Here is a 15,093-nt window from a genome sequence, read left to right as displayed (position 1 = left end):
GAAGGTAGCAGGCACGTAGTTGTGTCTGCTACCTTTTTTATTGTTGCGCCGAAAAATCGAAAGTTGCACTGATAAACCGAGAATAAGACCAGTATATGTCTTATTCTTCTTCTTTTTGTACAAGGACTTTGTTTTCCTTTTTATGATACGTAAAGAAACTGTCAACTAGATGGTCTAAATGCTCCAATTTTTCTTCGTATTCCATGATATGAGAAATGATTGGGAGGAGGTGAAGCCATTCTTCTTTGCTGATTTCGGCTTGTTCATATAAGTCTAAATAGCTTTCCATTAAATTGGTTTTACCCTCATCTATTTCCTCGAGAACTTCAGGGCTTGGTTGTGAATTTACTTTTCCAGCATAACGAAGCAAAATCCGATTATGATAATCGGTTAGTCGTCTTAATTGATCCTTGATGAGATCCTGAAGATTTTCTGGCATATGAAATAATTCATTTTCCCGTCGTTCTATGTTTTTTAAGATCGTTGAGATTTTTTGACTACTTAAGATCATTTGTTTAAATAAAACAACTTTACGGGCTTTACTATATTTGTTTTTTATAAAGTAATTTCGCTCTTCTTTGTATAGTAAAAAAAGGTTTTCAAGCTTCACCATTTTTTCATGAAGCATCGAAAGATCTTTACGCATGGCTTTATGATCCGCGTCACGTTGTAAAAGTAACATCGTCCATTGGATGGTCTGTTCGGTGTATTCTACAACTTGATGATAAAGTTTCGTTTCATAACGAGGTGGGATGAAAACTAAGTTTACGATAAATGCAGAAAATACACCAATAAGGATAAGTAGAAAACGAAATGAAGCAAATTCAATAAAGTTATCTACTGGGCTTTCCATAATGATAATAATTGTTACAATTGCAAGTGGTATTGTAGATGCCTCTAGCTTTAGCTTTATAATAATGGCAATTGCGATAACAGTTACTAAGCCAACAACAAATGGGTCTGGGCCGAAAGTGAGTACGAAGATGACTGCAAGGACGGCACCAATAATATTGGCTTGAATTTGTTCTAGTATTGTTTGAAACGAACGATGTATAGACGGTTGCACGGCAAATGTTGCAGCAAGTGCTGCGTAAGATGGATTCTCTAGACCGATCCATATTGCAATATATAACGATAAAATGATTGCCAAACCTGTCTTAAATATTCTTGCACCTAATTTCATATTCGTACAACCCTTTCATGCTAACAGGCATTTAAAAACTAAGACAATGACGTAATATACACCTTAATAAAAAAATAATCAAGTAGTAAAAGTAATTTTAGATAAAGGTAACATAATTTTCCTCAATATTATATTGTTAACAAAAATGTAATGAGACATAAGGTAGGTCATTTAACTCAAAAGCAATTCAAAAGTTATGTAGTATAAAAAATCGCCCTCAATGGAGAGGGCGATTATAAACGTATTATTCTGTTGATACAGATGGGTCTGCTTGTTGCTTAACAGGAATTACCTGCATGAAGTTTGTTTCTAGGTCTTTAAGTAGACCAGCAATTAATTCAGCTTCTTCTGTTTGACCGTATTCACTTAAACGATCATGGTAAAGCCCTAGAAGCTCATTTAAATCGGCTTTTCCAGTTTCAGAAAGCGGTTGAAGCTCCACTTTAGCTCCTTTTGCAATACGAGCTTGTAATGCTTCTTTTGTTAGACCGAGTTCTGGTTGATGACGAAGGTAAACGACTCCACCTGTCATACCAGCACAAATCCATGGACCTGGATCACCTAAAACAACTCCGCGTCCGTTAGTCATGTATTCGAATGCAAATCCTTTAAGGTTAGCATTGACTCCTAGATTAGCATAATGGTTTTCTTTTAATGGTTTCGTCAAGCGACCTCCAAAGATCATGTCAGCACCAGATAAACGAATACCAGCACGAGCATCGGCGTTACCTTGGAACATGAATACACCTTGTTGTGCCCCATAACCAGCTCCTTTACCAACTGATCCATTGTAGAACTTGCCATCTTTTCCTTTTGCTTTAAAGATCATCATTTGACCACCGAAAGATGTCTTACCAATCCCATCTTGTGCGCCGCCATCTACGTGAATAGCAATTCCTTCACTATTGTAAGCACCTAGACCATTTCCAGGAATTGATCCATCTTTAAAGCTTAGTTTAACTTCAGGAAGATTGCGATAAGAGCCATCTAAGTGACCTCTCACACGGTGACAAGAGACGCGACTTCCGAGAATTCGTTGCTCAGCAGTCACACCTCTGAACTCTCTAGATTTATTTAAATCTTCTACATTATAGTCCAGATATTCTGCACCGGCAGCTACAGCCAGTTGATTTTCTTCAGAAGAAGCAGCAACTTCGAGTTGCGGTAACATTGGAACATCTTGAGCCGCAATGACTTGTAGCATATTACTTAAATCCATTAAGTCCGTTCCACGTGTTTGTTCTAGTAAATCAGAACGTCCTACTAGGTCTTGCGTATTTTCGAAACCGAGTGCACCCGTTAATGCTTTTAGCTCTTTTCCAAACGCTGTAAACAAGTTCATTAACCCTTGAACAGCATTGTCAAATTGACGAGGAACGAAACGACGAAGACCGTGTTCTTTCGCTTGAGCTTCTGATTCGATTTGTGTTGCGATACCGACATGACATGTGTCTAAGTGACAGCCGCGACATGTTGTACAACCGACAGCGATCATTGCTAATGTACCAAATCCAACGCGGTTAGCACCAAGCAACATGATTTTAACAATGTCAAGTGCGCTACGCATCCCGCCGTCTGCCCAAAGTTCAACTTTTTGACGGAGGCCAGACTCTACTAAAGCATTATGTGCAGCCTTTATACCAATTTCAACTGGAAGACCAACGTGTTGAAGGGCATGAACACGTGCTGCACCAGTACCGCCATCAAATCCACTTAGGGTAATGTAGTCAGCACCAGCTTTTGCAATACCAACTGCAATTGTCCCGATGTTAGGAACGACTGGAACTTTAACACAAACTTTTGCTTGGTCATTAGCTGTTTTAATTTCTGTAACCATTTGAGCTAAGTCTTCGATCGAATAAATATCATGGTTATTTGAAGGTGAAATTAAATCTGAGCCCAGTGTTGCATTACGAGCAGCAGCAACTTTCGCAGTTACTTTTGAACCTGGTAAGTGACCACCTTCTCCAGGCTTAGCTCCTTGACCTATTTTTATTTCAATTAGATTTGTAGAGTTAATAAGCTCAGCGTTTACTCCGAAACGTCCAGAAGCAACTTGCTGTCCACGTGTGTTCGGATATTTACCAAGCATATCCTTAATTTCTCCACCTTCACCATTGAAGCTAATCATATTTAGACGGTCAGCAGCTTCGGCATATGCTCTAAAAGCAATTTCGTTTTGTGAACCGAAAGACATCGAACTGATGATGAAAGGAAGGCTGTGTTTGTTAACTCCAACATTAACATTTTCTGCTGGAACCTTTTTATTAGATTTTTTAATGTCTGCAAGGTGACGGATAGAAATTGGATTGCTTTCCTCTTGGTCTTTTAATTTTTGACTATATTGACTGTATTCTCCTGAACCTGATGCAATATCACCAATTGCTTTCCAGATTCGAGGGAAAAAGTGAAAAGATTTCCCTGCTCGTGCTTTGTCACTTGCAAAGTCTTCTACACGTTCTAAAGCATCTTTCTTCATTTCTTCAAAGTTATAACTTAATTCATCTGAACCAAGGAAGTTAACGATGTTAAGAACATCAGACACTTCAGTATTTAAGCCGATCGCAGAAAATAATCGTCCGTAACCTCGCAGCTCATGAATACCAATTGTGGAAATTACTTTTTCTAAACCTTTATTTAATGCTTCAATTACTTTTAAGACAGGCTCATTTGAATCGCCGCAAACTGTTGCAATTAATAGGTACGGATTAATAACATCTGCACCTAAGCCGAAAAGAACAGCGATATCATGTAGGCTTCTGATGGATGCAGAACGCACTACTAAAGAACAATTACGACGAACTTGCTTTTCTGTTAAACCTTGGTCAATAGCAGAAGTAACTAGATGTGGGTCTATCCATAGATTCCCGTCAACATGTGATTTTGCGTCATCAATGACGATAAGCTCTTTACCGTTTTGTACAGCTTCTGCTGCTTCTTCGACGAGACGCTTTAACGCCTTAGCTACTGTTTCTTCTTTAGTAAATGTTGCTGATAATACGTAACTGCTTCCAAGGTTTGTATAGTAATTGACGATTTGTTCATAGGATGGGTGTGCTGTTTGTTCTGTTAAATAAACTCCAGCTTCTCCTTCAACAATGATAGGTGAAGAAAGCTCTAAGTTTGTATGACCTTCTTCATGATCAAAAAGCGAAGGGCGTTTCCCTAAAATAACGCGTGTGGAGAAATGCTCCATTTCACGGTCGCGGTCGATTGCTGGATTTGTAACAACAGCAACGCTTTCTTTAATAAAATCAGCAATGTTTTTACGACCTTGGTGCAAAGCTGCTAATGGTGCATCATGGCCAAGAGAGCGGATTGGTTCAACACCTTTTTCAGCCATTTGTTCAACCATTTGAATGTGTTCCCGGTCCCATCCAAATGCAGCGTAATGATTATTCGTTACTTTTAATGGTAAGCTAGAAACTTTCTTATTTGTTTCTAATGCAGGAGCGTTTAATCTTAGATGACTTCCTGCTACATTTAATCTTTTATTTAAGCGTTGGTATACTTCTTCTTGGTACTCATCTTGGAAGTAGACAGATAATGTATCATCATCGTTCCATTTCAGTCCTACTTTTTCACCAGGAGCTAAAGGTTTTGGCTCTGAGACAAACTCTGCAGAAGAAATAATTCCTTGTTCTGAAGCAAAATAGTATGATGTCTCATTTTCGATCATCCATACTGGACGAAGACCAAGTGCATCGACACTAAATGCTGCTTCATTACCAAAGCGAGAAATAATACCTGCTGGACCTTGTGCAAAATGCCCCCAAGCTTCTCTAACATAAGTATATAAATCTTGTAGGTGTTCAGGTAATGCTTTAATTTCATTTACGATTGGTGGGAATAAAATATCTAATACTTCGAATAGGCTGTATCCATGTCTGTAAATCATTGTTTCAATTACACGGTTTAAGTCTTGGGAATCACTAGCTCCGTCAACGAGTGGAACATCAATCATACGAGCTTCATCTCGTAATTTTGAAATGGTATTAATTTCACCATTATGCCCAATGATACTAAAAGGCTGGACACGGAAAAATGTAGATAAGGTATTTGTAGAGTAGCGGTTATGGCCAAGAGTCATAGCAGATGCCACAAGCGTGTTAGCGAGGTCATCATAATAACGCGGTAAAACATCGCCAGCACCCATGACTTTATAAATTGCGTAGTAATTACTTAATGAAGCAACGTGAACATTTGTATCTTCTTCAATTTCTAGCATTAGATTATAGATTGCTAGATTTAATTTAGCGATATCAAAATTAGGAAGTAAAGCAACTTGGAAGAATACTGGTTCTTCTTTCCGACCTAGTGGCCCTAAAGCATCGCTATTTGTTACTTGATCCGTTTCAAAGACAAGATTAAATTCATGTTTCGTAACTAACGTACGAATTCGTTCTTTTGCAGCTTCTGTGTCAACCTTTTTATCAATGAATAAATGTCCAACAACAAAGTCTTGGCGTTGCGCGAGGCTGCTATCTACATTAGCTGCTGTTAGCTTTTGCTCCCATAACGCTTTAGGGATGTCAATGTGAATCCCAACTCCATCACCTTCGTCGTTAATAAAGCCAGCACGGTGATTCATCTTAACTAAAGCATCAATACAGTCATCAATGTTTTTTTTCGTTGGCTTTTTTGCCTTTTCCATGACAGATACAATACCGCAGCTATCATGTTCAATTGTGTTAAAGTTTTTGAATGTACTTGGACTCCATGTTTTTTTCATCTGAATGGTCAGATCGTCTGACCTTCACCTCCTAAGGTTGAAAGTGCATGTTCGAAAAATTTGCAAGCAGTGTGTAACCATGTAATAAAACCTTACAAAAAATACCGAAACAAATTTTAAGTACTCAAGAAACTAGTTCCATGTTCTCTGTTTGTGAACTTTTCGAACAGCCTTCTTGACTCTAAAGCTTGTCAAAATACTATTCTAACATATCAAAAATAGAACCCCGATAGAGAAGGTTCTAATTGTCAGAATAGTATAGCAAGTATATCATGAGGAATGAATAATTTCAATTATTTTTATTCATTTTTTTGATATTGTCATTCAAATTTAGCGGGAATTACCCTGAAAAGTGAGTAAGTAAATAATGATTGTGTAAGCGTTTTCATGGGGTTTTCCAATAAAAAAACCAGAAAAGGGTTTTCTTTTCTGGTTGTATTTAATGCATAAATATTCATTTTCTTAGATTCATAAATGCGTGCTCTACAGCTTTGAGGGTTTGGTGAATATCTTGTTCTGTGTGTGCTATCGTAAGGAACCAAGCTTCGTATTTTGAAGGGGCGAGGTTAATCCCTTGCTCAAGCATGAGTTTAAAGAATTTACCGAACATTTCACCATCACTGTTTTCTGCTTGTTCATAGTTTGTTATTTTCTCTTCAGTAAAGTAAACAGTTAAAGCCCCTTTTAAGCGATTTAATGTTATCGGGATATTGTATGTTTTTGCATGTTCGAGTATACCAGTTTCGAGGATTTCACCTAAGTGATCCAGTCGGTCGTATAATCCTTTTTCTTGAAGAATTTCCAAGCAGGCGATACCTGCGCTTATAGATGCAGGGTTTCCAGCCATCGTTCCAGCTTGGTAAGCGGGCCCTAGTGGTGCGACTTTTTCCATAATTTCTTTTTTTCCGCCGTATGCACCGATTGGCAGTCCACCCCCGATAATTTTCCCTAGTGCGGTCATATCAGGTTCTACATTTAATAAATTTTGTGCGCCGCCATACATAAAGCGGAAAGCTGTAATGACTTCATCGTAAATAACCAGGGCTCCTGCTGCATGCGCTAATTCATTAACTCCCTCTAAGAAGCCTTTTTTAGGCTCAACGATTCCGAAGTTTCCAACGATCGGTTCAACTAGGATTGCGGCTACTTCATGACCCCATTTGTCTAATGCTTCTTTAAAACTATCTAGACAGTTGAATGGTACCGTAATAACCTCTTTGGCAATCGACTGCGGTACACCAGCAGAGTCAGGAGTTCCAAGTGTTGAAGGACCAGACCCAGCAGCAACTAATACTAAATCTGAATGTCCATGGTAGCAGCCTGCAAATTTAATAATCTTGTCACGGCCAGTATAAGCTCTCGCAACACGAATCGTTGTCATGACTGCTTCAGTTCCAGAGTTAACGAAGCGAATTTTTTCCATCGAAGGAATGGCTTCTTTAAGCATCTTTGCAAATTTAATTTCTAAGTTTGTAGGTGTACCGTAAAGTACTCCATTTTCGGCTGCCTTTGTAATCGCCTCTGTAATATGTGGGTGAGCATGCCCTGTAATGATTGGCCCATAGGCTGCTAAATAATCAATGTAACGGTTACCATCAACATCCCAAAAATAAGCTCCTTTTCCTCGCTCCATAAAAACAGGAGCTCCGCCACCAACGGCTTTATAGGAACGTGAAGGACTATTAACGCCTCCAACGATATGTTCAACTGCTTCACCATAAAGGGTTTCAGATTTCGTGTGATTCATTGTTAACACCTCTTAACGTAAATTTACCTAGTTCATTTTACCATAAGCTCTAATCTTGAGCGAAAATGGGGTTTGCGTTAAACTAGTTTAGTTATAAAAAATAGATAAGTATATTAAATATGAACGTCGAGGATATATAGGAGAGGTGTAATTATGAATGCGATAGAAGTGCGTGAACTACGAAAAGAGTTTAAATCCTATTCAAGTCGTTCAGGTCTAAAGGGAGCTTTTCGTGATTTACTTACGAGAAATTATAAAATACTAGCCGCTGTCGATAATATTTCGTTTGAAGTAAAAAAGGGAGAAATGGTTGGTTATATCGGTGAAAATGGTGCAGGTAAATCAACGACGATTAAAATGTTGACGGGGATCTTAACGCCAAGTGCGGGGGAGGTTATCGTAAATGGTATGAACCCTCATAAAGAGAGAGAGCGCTTTGTAAGGACCATTGGTGTTGTCTTTGGACAACGTTCACAGCTCTGGTGGGATATTGCGGTGCAAGAATCGTTTCGACTTCTAAAGAAGGTCTACAATATTCCAGATGAACAATATGAACCTCATATTAAGGAAATTATTGAAACATTAGATTTGGAACCATTGTTAGATAAACCTGTGAGAAAACTCTCTTTAGGTCAACGAATGCGGTGTGAATTAGCTGCAGCATTAATTCATAACCCGCCTTTATTATTTTTAGATGAGCCAACTATAGGTCTCGACGTACTAGTGAAGCTGAAAATTCGAGAATTTCTCAAGAAGATTAATGAAAGATTTAATACAACCATTCTATTAACGACACATGACTTAAGTGATATTGAAGCTTTATGTGAGCGAGTCATTATGCTCGATGAAGGAAAAATCATTTATGATGGGTCATTAGCGGACTTGCGTGGAAACTGGGGGCAAGGGAAAGAGATACAGTTCCAGTTTGATGAAGTTGTTGTGAAACCTAAATTAATGGATGTAACAGAAGGGCTGCCTGTTGAATGGAAACAAGGTGAGCAAGAAAATGTTTGGGTAGCTGTCGTTACAAAGGAAGAAGTTGTTTCACAGATTATTAGTTTAGTAGCTAGCCAATTCAAGTTGTCGGATATGAGAATCAATGAAGTTTCAACAGAGGAAATTATCCGTAATATTTACGAAGAAGGTGTATTCTATGGCAAGTAAATATGTGGAGATGATTCGAATTCGTTTCCTCATGATGCTTGCCTACCGTACAAACTACTATAGTGGGATTTTAATTTATAGTATTAATATAGGTGCTTATTATTTTTTATGGATGGCAATCTATGGGGGGAACGATGAAATTCAAGGCCTCTCTGTATTACAAATGACAACCTATGTTGCTGTTGCTTGGATGGCAAGGGCGTTTTATTTCAATAATATTGACCGCGAGATTGCACAGGAAATTAAAGAAGGAAAGGTCGCTATTGAGCTTATTAGACCCTACAGTTACTTAGGTATGAAGACGATGCAAGGACTTGGAGAAGGGTTGTTTAGATTATTTTTCTTCTCGGTTCCTGGTATGGTGATAGTTTGGATCATTTTCCCAATTACATTTTCGGCAAGTCCTTCTACGTGGTTATTTTTTGTTGTTTCTCTTCTGTTCAGTTTTATTATTAATACGCAAATAAATCTACTTACGGGAATTTTAACGTTCTTCCTCTATAACAATACTGGGTTAATTAGAGGGAAGCGTGTAGTTATTGACCTGTTTTCTGGGTTATTACTTCCTATTAGCTTTTATCCGATTTGGGCACAAAATGTGATGATGTTTTTACCGTTTCAGGCGATTAGTTATATTCCGAGTATGATCTTTACCGAAGGCTTTACGCAAATTGAAGTTTGGCAAGGGTTAGCCATTCAATTCATTTGGGCAATTATTTTAGTTGTTCCAATCCAGGTTTTATGGGTAATTGCTAGAAAACAAATGGTAGTACAAGGAGGCTAAATGATGTTTCATATATCCATGTTTTTTCAATACGCCTCTCAATATTTGAAAACAAGACTTACGTATCGGGTGGATACGGTTGTAGAAATCTTCTCTGATTTATTATTTCAGGCGGTTAATCTCATTTTTATTCTAGTTGTCTTTGGTCATACGTCATTTCTAAGTGGTTGGAGTCGCGAGGAAATAATTTTCATCTATGGTTTCTTCCTTGTTCCTTATGCAATTTTCACATCGTTCTTTAATATTTGGGATTTTAATGATAGGTATATTGTAAAAGGGGAAATGGACCGAGTATTAACTCGCCCCATTCATAGTTTGTTTCAAATTGTGCTAGAACGAATGGAATTGGAATCGTTATTTGGGGTTATTACGGGTATGGCGATCATGATTTACGCAGGGATACAATTAGAATTGTCACTTTCTTGGTACGATCCGTTTATATTTATTGCGTTAGTCATTGGCGGTGCTTTAATCTATGGAAGTATTTTTACGATGCTTGCAAGTATTAGCTTCTGGTCAGATAGTAAAACAGACTTTATGCCGATGATGTACAATATTGGGAACTACGGTAGATATCCTGTTGATATATATAATGGAGTTATTCGTTTTATTTTAACTTGGATCTTACCGTTTGCTTTTGTTGGGGTATATCCATCGGCCTACTTCCTTGGAAGAGAAGAGTGGTTCATATATGCAGCGTTAACACCAGTAATGGGAATTGTTTTCTTTATATTAGCTATCTTCATATGGAATGTTGGTGTAACTAAATATCGAGGAGCAGGAAACTAAGGTGAAGGGGAAACTCTTCACCTTTTTTGTCTCTAGCAAAAAGTTGTGAGTTGTCCTATTTTTTCTAATTTGCACATAAAGTGGGTTAGAGGTGGTTTTATGGGGGAATTATTGATATTAACCGTTATATTGATAGCTGTTCTTGGAGTTCTTATGAGTATTTTGTTGTTATTAAAAAACCGCCCAGTTCGAGGTCAAGCACTCTCGCTTCGAAATTTTCTGGTCCTTTTTATCGTATATGTAACGATTACCATTGGATTTGGTGCCTTATATATGGCTTTTGAAATGGCAGGGTATACCGTTCTCACTGAAGGGAAGAGGCATGTCGGCGGGAATGTCTTACACCTCATAGAAGATACGATGTATTTTAGTGCGGTAACCTTATTATCAGTCGGATACGGGGATATTACGCCTTTAGGATTTGGCCGACCAATCGCTATGCTGCAGGCGTTAATTGGATATGTACTTCCAGCTGCTTTTGTTGTAACGACGGTAATATATATGGACAAACGTTCAGATTAGTTGTACTTAGCGACAAGTTTCGTTAATCTATACGAAAGGAAAGAATACAATTGGAGGGATAGTAATGACTGTAGAAATTGGACAAACTGCACCTGAATTTACATTGCCAGCAAATAATGGAGAAACGGTATCGTTAAAGGATTTCAAAGGTAAAAATATTGTTTTATATTTTTATCCGAAAGATATGACTCCTGGTTGTACAACTCAAGCTTGTGACTTCAGAGACCATCATGAAAGTTTTTCAGATGTGGATGCGGTTATTTTAGGAGTAAGCCCAGACCCTGTAGATCGTCATACAAAATTTATAGATAAGCACGGACTTCCATTTTTATTACTAGCTGATGAAAATCATGAAGCAGCTGAAGCATATGATGTATGGAAGTTGAAAAAGAATTTTGGTAAAGAATACATGGGAATTGAAAGATCGACTTTTATTATTGATAAAGAAGGAAAGATCGTTAAGGAATGGCGTAAGGTTAGGGTGAAAGGTCATGTAGAGGAAGCTCTTTCTTATATAAAAGAAAACCTTGCATAATAACCATAAGTGAAAAGAGGGATCGATGTGAAGGTTGTTTCATCTGCGAAAGTAAAACCAGATATACAACAACGACTGAAAGAAGAGTTTCCATCGGTAACATTTCATTTTTATTCTAATATAGATGAAGTAGGAAAAGATCTTGAGGATACAGAAATACTAATAACATACGGAGAAGACCTGCAAGAAACACATATTAAACAAGCACAAAAATTAAAATGGATAATGGTCATTTCAGCAGGTGTTGAAGAATTGCCTTTTCGTGCAATAAAAAGTAAAGGAATACTTGTCTCAAATGCAAAAGGGATCCATAAAAAGCCAATGGCAGAATACACTTTAGGAATGATATTGCAGGTTGCCAGAAAAACAAAAGAACTATTACACCAACAAGAGAATAAAGATTGGAATCGGCGTCTACCTATGACTGAAATTAACACTCAAACAATAGGAGTTATAGGTGTAGGGGCGATTGGATCTGAAATCGCCAGACTCGCTAAAGCGTTTGGGATGAAAACATTGGGTATTAATCGTAGTGGTAAGAAAGTTGAATATATTGATCAGATGTTTACGATGGAGTCTCTTGGCGATATGCTTAAACTTTCTGATTATGTAGTTTCTGTTCTTCCGAGTACAGAAGAGACGAAGTTAATGATTAATGATCAATTTTTTAAAGTGATGAAACCAAGCGGTGTTTTCATAAATATAGGTAGAGGTCAAACAGTAGTTGAAGATGATTTAATAAAGGCATTAAATGAAAAAGTCATTGCTCATGCGGTATTGGATGTATTTCAACAAGAACCGCTTCCTAAGGATCACCCTTTTTGGTCAATGGACAATGTAACGATTACACCTCACATTTCAGGAGTTTCTCCTCAATATCAATATCGAGCATTTGAAATATTTAAAGAAAACCTTGGATTGTATAGTCAGGGTAAGAATGATTTGGTTAATTTAATAGATGTTAACATAGGCTATTAAGAGAGGGGATGCACGATTGAAGTTAATGATCTGCATAATGGAAAATTACTATGCTAATGAAGTGGAAAGACAGTTAAAGTACAAGGGCTTTCGGATGACAGAATTAGCGAGTACAGGTGGTTTTCTAAGAAAAGGAAATACAACATTTTTATTTGGTGTTGAAGAAAAAGATCTTGAGGATTTACGGAAATCATTACAAGAAGCGTGCTTACATGTAGAAAAGCAAAAAGGTAAAAAAAGGTCGGTGTCGCATCGCTACACGTCGTTTATTATTCCAACAAGTCCAGCTCTCATACCGCTACTTCAAGGTCAATAACTTTACACCCTTAGTTTTGACTGAAAGTACAGTGGAAACATTGACAATTTACCGAAAACTAATTATACTATTTATAAACATTATAAATTAAGAATTGTTGTTCTGAAAGTGAGGTGCATGACGATGACCAAACATCTCCTGCAGGAAGCGATCGATTCTTTAAAAACAACAAAGGTTCGCATGACTCCGCAGCGTCATGCAATCCTAGAGTATTTATATGAATCGATGACTCATCCAACAGCGGATGACATCTATAAAGCATTAGAAGGCCGTTTTCCAAATATGAGTGTTGCTACGGTTTACAATAATTTACGGATGTTTAAAGAAGTAGGGATTGTAAAAGAGTTAACATATGGGGATTCATCCAGCCGTTTTGATTGTGTTACAACTGATCATTACCATGTCATTTGTACGGATTGTGGAAAGATCGTCGACTTTCACTATCCAGGTTTAGATGAAGTGGAGACACTTGCTGAACATGTTACGAACTTCGACGTAACTAACCATCGTATGGAAATCTATGGAGTATGCCCAGATTGTAAAAAGAAATCAACTCATTAAAAAAGCTGGTGCCAATGGCATCAGCTTCTTTTGCGGTTATATTTAAGGTCGAACTCTTTACCTTCAAGCTCTGGATCCAATGTTAATGGCTCGTTGCAATTCATGCACGCATCCACTCGGCCGAGTACTTTCGTTGCTGTATTACAATTAGGACAAACGACTTTTACTGATTTGGTTGAAATCATACCGATCCAAAAGTAAACAACTGTACTAGCTATTACGAATAAAAAACCGAGTAACATCGTTAAGGACATAATTATAGGAGAGTTTCTAAAGAAAATTCCTACATACATAACGATAATCCCTATAAAAACTAATGAAAGGGCAAATGTTCTTATTTTATTTATTTTATTTGAGTATTTAGTAGACATAGTAGTTCCCTCCTTGTTTTAGTATAGCATAGAGTTCAATCTAAAAAAATTATTTAATAGCTTTTTATAAATAGAAGAGGGTTTTGGTTTTTCTTGTCGAAGAATTATTTGACTTATTATATTAAAGAGTGGAGAAATTTTTTAGGAATAGTAATTATAGTAGTATGTTCCGATATTCTAGTAGTGTTTTGTAGAGAGGGGACCACTTGATGGAAGTAATGTTACGACAGTTGTATCAGGATAAAGCGAGTGAGCCAGATACGTTGGGGATATTAATAGTAGAGAAGGAGTCTGGTTTCGATACTATTACTGATGGTCATGATGTTATCCTATTAATTATTAAGGAAAAGGGTAGCAGTGAATGGTTAGTTAGACATTATGAATACTTAGATAAGACCGTTTCAATGAACATTATTGATGAAGATCGTCTTTTTCAATGGATGATTACAGGTTCTAATCGTCGATTTATTGACTGGGTATTTAAAGGGAAAGTTCTTTTTGATCGAAATGAATATGTCTATAATATGAAAAAACGAATAAATGATTTTCCGTTTGAAGAAAGACAGCAAAAACTCGGAATTGAGTTTTCAAAATTAATTCGTCGATTTGAAAAGGGTAAAGCTTTGTATCAATCTGAGAATTACTTCGATGCTTTTAATCATATTTTACATGCGCTTCATCACCAAGCGAGGCTTTCTGTGATCGAAAGAGGGTTTTATCCAGAGGTTACTGTTTGGGATCAAGTAAAACATATTGAACCAGAAACGTTTAAACTTTATCAGGAACTTCTATTAGGTCATGAAACGATTGAGAAAAGAGTGGAGTTAGTCCTGCTTGCGAATGAATTTGCGATTACTTCAAAAGCGCAGCTGGGGAGTATGCACATTCTTAAAATTATGAACAGATCGATGGATCCTTGGACGATTTCAGAATTAATGGAGCACCCAGAGTTAAAGGAGTATTCCATTGACTTAGAACTGTTAGTTAGCTTCTTAGTTCAAAAAGGTGTAGTAGAAGTTATTCATAAAGAAACGAAAGCTAAGGGGATTTACCATCGCTTGTACGAATGCAGATAAAAAAACTTTTGAAAAGTATTGACCTACAAAAATGGATGTGATATATTATTAATCGTCGCTGTTGCGGCGATGTTTTTATTTTAGGAAAGAATAATAACGAAAATAAAGTGTTGACAAAAACATTTTATCGGTGTTATAATTTAAAAGTCGCCATCAGGACGACGAAAAAAGTTCTTTGAAAACTGAACAAAAAGCCAAGCGAAATAAAGAGATACATGATATCTCGTCAATGTTTTAAAAAACGTCACGTTTGTGACTGTGAGCTATATCAAACACTTTTATGGAGAGTTTGATCCTGGCTCAGGACGAACGCTGGCGGCGTGCCTAATACATGC

At 37.3% G+C, this 15,093-nt stretch carries 13 protein-coding genes and 1 rRNA gene; 10 read left to right on the top strand and 4 right to left on the bottom strand.

What is annotated here, in order from left to right; all coding sequences use genetic code 11:
- Positions 1–100: 100 nt before the first annotated feature.
- The 3 genes from GKP30_RS16220 to GKP30_RS16210 form a co-directional block, all read right to left on the bottom strand.
- Positions 101–1,183 carry an FUSC family protein gene (locus GKP30_RS16220; RefSeq protein WP_216830512.1) on the bottom strand — a complete coding sequence of 361 codons (1,083 nt, stop codon included), beginning with the start codon at positions 1,181–1,183 and terminating at the stop codon, positions 101–103.
- A 244-nt stretch (positions 1,184–1,427) separates the two neighbouring features.
- Complete coding sequence (locus GKP30_RS16215; RefSeq protein WP_216830511.1) at positions 1,428–5,915, bottom strand: glutamate synthase-related protein; 4,488 nt, start codon at positions 5,913–5,915, stop codon at positions 1,428–1,430.
- Between the two features lie 454 nt (positions 5,916–6,369).
- Positions 6,370–7,662, bottom strand: a complete 1,293-nt coding sequence (locus tag GKP30_RS16210) for a glutamate-1-semialdehyde 2,1-aminomutase (protein WP_216830510.1) — start codon at positions 7,660–7,662, stop codon at positions 6,370–6,372.
- 153 nt (positions 7,663–7,815) lie between these two features.
- Here GKP30_RS16210 and GKP30_RS16205 point away from each other — a divergent pair, with 153 nt between their 5' ends.
- From GKP30_RS16205 to perR, 8 genes are all read left to right on the top strand, one after another.
- Entirely contained in the window at positions 7,816–8,826 is a 1,011-nt protein-coding gene (locus GKP30_RS16205) for an ABC transporter ATP-binding protein (protein ID WP_216830509.1), read from the top strand.
- Entirely contained in the window at positions 8,816–9,610 is a 795-nt protein-coding gene (locus GKP30_RS16200) for an ABC transporter permease (RefSeq protein ID WP_216830508.1), read from the top strand. Before GKP30_RS16205 ends, GKP30_RS16200 begins: the two co-directional genes overlap by 11 nt.
- Positions 9,611–9,613: 3 nt before the next feature.
- On the top strand, positions 9,614–10,399 hold the full coding sequence (locus tag GKP30_RS16195) for an ABC transporter permease (RefSeq protein WP_216830507.1): 786 nt from the start codon (positions 9,614–9,616) through the stop codon (positions 10,397–10,399).
- Between the two features lie 99 nt (positions 10,400–10,498).
- Positions 10,499–10,921 (top strand): potassium channel family protein, encoded by a 423-nt coding sequence (locus GKP30_RS16190; protein ID WP_216830506.1) that lies wholly within the window; start codon positions 10,499–10,501, stop codon positions 10,919–10,921.
- Between the two features lie 64 nt (positions 10,922–10,985).
- Positions 10,986–11,456, top strand: a complete 471-nt coding sequence (gene bcp, locus GKP30_RS16185) for a thioredoxin-dependent thiol peroxidase (RefSeq protein WP_216830505.1) — start codon at positions 10,986–10,988, stop codon at positions 11,454–11,456.
- A gap of 27 nt (positions 11,457–11,483) precedes the next feature.
- Complete coding sequence (locus tag GKP30_RS16180; protein WP_216830504.1) at positions 11,484–12,434, top strand: D-2-hydroxyacid dehydrogenase; 951 nt, start codon at positions 11,484–11,486, stop codon at positions 12,432–12,434.
- 25 nt (positions 12,435–12,459) lie between these two features.
- A complete protein-coding gene (locus GKP30_RS16175) occupies positions 12,460–12,750 on the top strand; it encodes a cyclic-di-AMP receptor (RefSeq protein ID WP_328703173.1) in 291 nt (96 codons plus the stop codon).
- A gap of 123 nt (positions 12,751–12,873) precedes the next feature.
- On the top strand, positions 12,874–13,311 hold the full coding sequence (gene perR / locus GKP30_RS16170; protein ID WP_216830502.1) for a peroxide-responsive transcriptional repressor PerR: 438 nt from the start codon (positions 12,874–12,876) through the stop codon (positions 13,309–13,311).
- Between the two features lie 20 nt (positions 13,312–13,331).
- On the opposite strand, the gene GKP30_RS16165 is transcribed toward perR, so the two are convergent.
- Entirely contained in the window at positions 13,332–13,682 is a 351-nt protein-coding gene (locus GKP30_RS16165; protein ID WP_216830501.1) for a YgzB family protein, read from the bottom strand.
- A gap of 209 nt (positions 13,683–13,891) precedes the next feature.
- Between GKP30_RS16165 and GKP30_RS16160 the strand changes: the two genes are divergently transcribed.
- Together GKP30_RS16160 and GKP30_RS16155 are read left to right on the top strand one after the other, a co-directional pair.
- Complete coding sequence (locus GKP30_RS16160) at positions 13,892–14,758, top strand: nucleotidyltransferase-like protein (protein WP_216830500.1); 867 nt, start codon at positions 13,892–13,894, stop codon at positions 14,756–14,758.
- Positions 14,759–15,035: 277 nt separating this feature from the next.
- Positions 15,036–15,093, top strand: a 16S ribosomal RNA gene (locus GKP30_RS16155); the annotation flags it as partial.

The organism is Alkalihalobacterium elongatum, from assembly GCF_019024285.1.
GTDB classification, from domain to species: domain Bacteria; phylum Bacillota; class Bacilli; order Bacillales; family Bacillaceae_F; genus Alkalihalobacterium; species Alkalihalobacterium elongatum.
Note: the sequence above shows the minus strand (reverse complement) of the source record. Positions and strands in the feature narration are given on the sequence as shown.